The following is a 4008-nucleotide window of genomic DNA, read 5'->3' on the forward strand; positions in this document are numbered from 1 at the left end:
CTTTATACTGTTTGCCACCGGTTTTTATGACCGCGTACATGGTTTGAAACCTCAATTAATATCTACATTTAAGCTAATCCACCCTGGATGAGCTAAGCCCATTATTATATCTTGCATGACGAGCACTGTCAAAACCAATGAATTAAGCCAAATTTTGGCTCCTATTGCCTTAGATTTCAAGGCCTTAGATGAAGTAATTCGCCTGCGATTAGCCTCAAAAGTTGCCTTAATTGACCAAATCTCGACTTACATCATCCAGGCAGGCGGAAAACGGGTTCGACCAGCCCTTTTGCTACTAGTCAGCAAGGCCTTAGCCAATGGTAGAGAAACTCCCCATGCCTTAGAGCTGGCAGCCGTAGTGGAATTTATCCACACAGCCACCCTACTCCATGATGACGTTGTCGATGAATCCACTCTAAGAAGGGGTCGCGAGACTGCCAATGCCGCTTTTGGCAATGCTGCGAGCGTGCTAGTGGGCGATTTCCTCTATTCCAGAGCTTTTCAGATGATGGTGGGGCCAAATGACCTAAGAGTCATGGAAATCCTGTCCGATGCAACCAATACGATTGCAGAGGGGGAAGTTTTACAGCTCCTCAATATGAATGACCCCGAAGTTGATGAAAAGAGTTATTTACGGGTGATTCGCTATAAAACCGCCAAATTATTCGAAGCATCCACAGAGCTTGGGGCAATTTTGGCGCAAGCATCGGATGGTTATCGAGAGCAGGCTGCTGCTTTTGGTCGCCACATTGGTACAGCCTTCCAATTAATGGATGACCTATTGGATTACACGGCTGACGCATCCCAAATGGGGAAAAATGCTGGCGATGATTTGAGAGAAGGAAAGCCTACGCTGCCGCTCATTTATCTTCTTGAAAACGGTAGTACTGAAGAGCAATTACTGGTTCGCGCAGCGATCGAGCAAAATCAAGACTTACCTGATGACGTCTTCCAGCAGATTCTGAGCGCAGTACAAAATTCTGGGGCTTTGGATTACACCCAAGCGGCCGCAAAACGAGAAGTAGATCTTGCGCTCGAATGTCTCAAAGACTTTCCTCAAAACGAATCAACAACAGCGTTACACGCTCTGTGCAAATACTCGTTATCTAGGCAAACCTAGGCTCCAACGCTTTTTACTCTGATATCGCGTGCAGTGATGCGGGCCTTTTCTGCCTCATCACGTAAGCGCAAAATTTCCTCTGCACTGAGTCGCTCTAAATTGGAATAGTCCAATTTCCACGAAGGGTCTGAAGCCCAAACCAAAGGGGATTGCACCGTTGTTCGGCCTGCTGGAGCACCCTCTAACAAGCGAAGAGCCAATTCAAAATTGGAGTCTTGCGATTGAATATTGTTGGGAAGAGCTGCAGCATTGCCTAAGGGAAAGTCACTAAAGAGCAGACGGGGGACACCGCAATATTCCACAATATCTTTTGCCGCACCCATGATTACCGTGGGAATACCAGCAGCCTCCAAATATCGCGCCAATAAACTTTGGCTCTGATGGCAAATAGGGCAATTGGGAATCAGCACTGCAACATCAACATGATCTTCGCGCAGCTTACTCAGAATCAAGGGCGCATCAACCTCCAAGGTATGACGTTGACTGCGATTGGTGGGTAGCCCATAAAAATGTTGCGACAGGGACTGAATGCGTGCGTTTGCAGCAGCGCGCTTCGCTGCGCCCAGTGGAAACCAGCAATTACTATCCTGCATGTCGGCATTACGCCTATCAACCCCGACATGGGCAATACGCAAGTCTGCATCCTCATCAATTGAGCGAGTATAGGGGTCATAAAACTTAGCGGCTGCGTTATAGGGGGCACCAGGTCCTTGAGGGCCTTTACTGGCATCAAACGGGACTGCAGTAGTAACTAAACCTAGAATTGAATGTTTAAGTGGCTTTTGCAGTGGGGCAAAAGGCACCTCAATGTAGTGGGCCCAAACATAGGGTGTTTCATATCCCAAACCTAAATAGTAATTACGGGTACGCTCAATATAACGAACTGGCTGGTCCAATTCAGGTGCAAATTGCAGTTCAGAATTCTTAGTCATCAATTGATCCCTGTAAGATATTGCTTATCAAATATTAACTATCAGGAGAATTCATTATGGCTCAATGGCTCAGATTTCAACATCAAGGCAAATCCGGCTTAGGACAAGTTCAAGGGGATCAGATTGCCGTGTACACAGGCGATCTATTTAACAATCCCCAAGCTACTGGAGAGACATTAAAGCTATCCGATGTCACTATCGATATCCCATGCACTCCATCCAAAATGGTTGCCATGGTGGATAACTTTCATGCGCTGGTTACCAAACTGGAGCATGCCGTGCCGGCAGAGCCTTTGTATTTTCTGAAAGGCAATAACTCTTTCTTAGCAGCCAATCAAACCATTCGCACTCCAAAGTCTTACTCTGGAAAAGTCGTTTATGAGGGCGAACTCGGCATCGTCATCGGGAAAGCCTGTCATGAAGTAGATGAAGCGCAAGCGGCCGCTGCCATTTTTGGTTACACCTGCATTAACGATGTCACTGCAATTGAAATTTTGAATCGCGATCCTGGATATGCACAGTGGACACGCTCTAAGAGCTTCAATACTTTTGGAGTCTTTGGCCCTTACATCACCACCGATGTAGATCCAAGCAAGTTAACAATTAAAACTGTTTTGAATGATCAAGAGCGTCAGAACTACCCCATCGCCGACATGATTTTCCCACCAGCAAAATTGGTTAGCCTGATCTCACAAGATGTCCCACTGCAAGCTGGCGACATCATTGCTTGCGGAACTTCTGTTGGGGTTGGTTCAATGAAGCCCGGCAGTAATGTCAGCATCATCATTGATGGTGTTGGACGCTTAGATAATCGCTTCGAATAGGTCATTAAGGTTGTTGGTCTAATCCCAACACCCCAAAACAAAAACCCTCACCATGTTTAGTGGTGAGGGTTTTTTAATACTCAATTACTTTAGGTGTTGAATCTACCTATTTCTGTAGAGGCTTAGTAACCAGAAACAGATGGCAACGCCAAGCTACCTTTAGAGGCCTGAACGTTTTCATCAAGGTACTTTGTTAATGCAAAGACGGTATTGAGGCAAGGTGTTGGTGTTTCGGTAATCTTTCCAAGCTCAATTACGGAACCCAATAGAGCATCGATCTCTAAGCTACGACCCGCCTCCAGGTCCTGCAACATCGATGTTTTATGCTTACCGACTTTTTCAGCACCAGCAATACGACGCTCAATATCTACGCGGAAAGTGACGCCTAACTTCTCGGCAATCGTTTGCGCTTCAGCCATCATATTGCGAGCCAACTCTTTAGTCAGTGGATACTGGCAAATGCCCTCCAAAGTTCCATGAGTCAAAGAGCTGATTGGATTGAAAGTCATATTGCCCCACAACTTCAACCAAATCTCAGAGCGAATGTCTTCCAGGATTGGTGACTTAAATCCAGCTGCAGACATCATTTCTGACATCTTCTGAATACGCTCAGTCTGTTTGCCATCTAACTCACCTAATGGGAAGCGATTGCCTTCAACGTGACGGATCACGCCAGGAGCCTGAGTAAAGGTTGCTGGATAGACCACGCAACCTATGATGTTGTTTGGATTAATTGCATTCTTCGCAACCCCACCAGCATCAACTGTTTCGACAGAGTGATCTTGATAGTCGCCACCCAACTTCTGGAAGTACCACCAAGGAATGCCGTTTTGCATTGGAATCAAAATCGTTTCTGGGCCCATGATTGCAGCGAGATCCTGAATGATCGGCTCAACTTGGTGCGCCTTCACTGCCAAAATCACAACATCTGGAGTCTCTGCATCACGAATTTTTTCAACCGCTTTCACCTGTGCCACCAAAGGCTCAGGTTGGTCATCCATAATTAATGCAAGGCCACGCTCTTTAATTGCCGCCAAAGTGGCGCCACGCGCAACTACCGTGACATCATTGCCGGCTCGTGCCAACATGACAGCAAGGTAACCGCCAATCGCGCCCCCTCCACCGATCACAC

General features: G+C 46.7%; 4 protein-coding genes. 2 read left to right on the forward strand and 2 right to left on the reverse strand.

The genetic code is table 11. From position 1 onward, the window contains the following. Positions 1 to 115: 115 nt before the first annotated feature. Positions 116 to 1120, forward strand: coding sequence for a polyprenyl synthetase family protein (locus tag B7X71_RS13215; protein WP_293600981.1), 1005 nt, complete (start codon positions 116 to 118; stop codon positions 1118 to 1120). Here the strand turns inward: B7X71_RS13215 and B7X71_RS13220 are convergent. Beyond that, positions 1117 to 2052 (reverse strand): reductase, encoded by a 936-nt coding sequence (locus B7X71_RS13220; RefSeq protein WP_293600982.1) that lies wholly within the window; start codon positions 2050 to 2052, stop codon positions 1117 to 1119. The two genes, B7X71_RS13215 and B7X71_RS13220, sit on opposite strands and share 4 nt — an antisense overlap. Positions 2053 to 2108: 56 nt before the next feature. Here B7X71_RS13220 and B7X71_RS13225 point away from each other — a divergent pair, with 56 nt between their 5' ends. Then, complete coding sequence (locus B7X71_RS13225; RefSeq protein ID WP_293600983.1) at positions 2109 to 2876, forward strand: fumarylacetoacetate hydrolase family protein; 768 nt, start codon at positions 2109 to 2111, stop codon at positions 2874 to 2876. Between the two features lie 122 nt (positions 2877 to 2998). Here B7X71_RS13225 and B7X71_RS13230 read toward each other — a convergent pair whose 3' ends face one another. Next, entirely contained in the window at positions 2999 to 4006 is a 1008-nt protein-coding gene (locus B7X71_RS13230; RefSeq protein WP_293600984.1) for a 2-dehydropantoate 2-reductase, read from the reverse strand. Positions 4007 to 4008: the final 2 nt, after the last annotated feature.

This window comes from Polynucleobacter sp. 39-46-10 (assembly GCF_002282275.1).

Coding starts and splice junctions, on each gene's coding strand:
- B7X71_RS13215 (WP_293600981.1), top strand. CDS start 116: ATGACGAGCACTGTCAAAACCAATGAATTAAGCCAAATTTTGGCTCCT.
- B7X71_RS13220 (WP_293600982.1), bottom strand. CDS start 2,052: ATGACTAAGAATTCTGAACTGCAATTTGCACCTGAATTGGACCAGCCA.
- B7X71_RS13225 (WP_293600983.1), top strand. CDS start 2,109: ATGGCTCAATGGCTCAGATTTCAACATCAAGGCAAATCCGGCTTAGGA.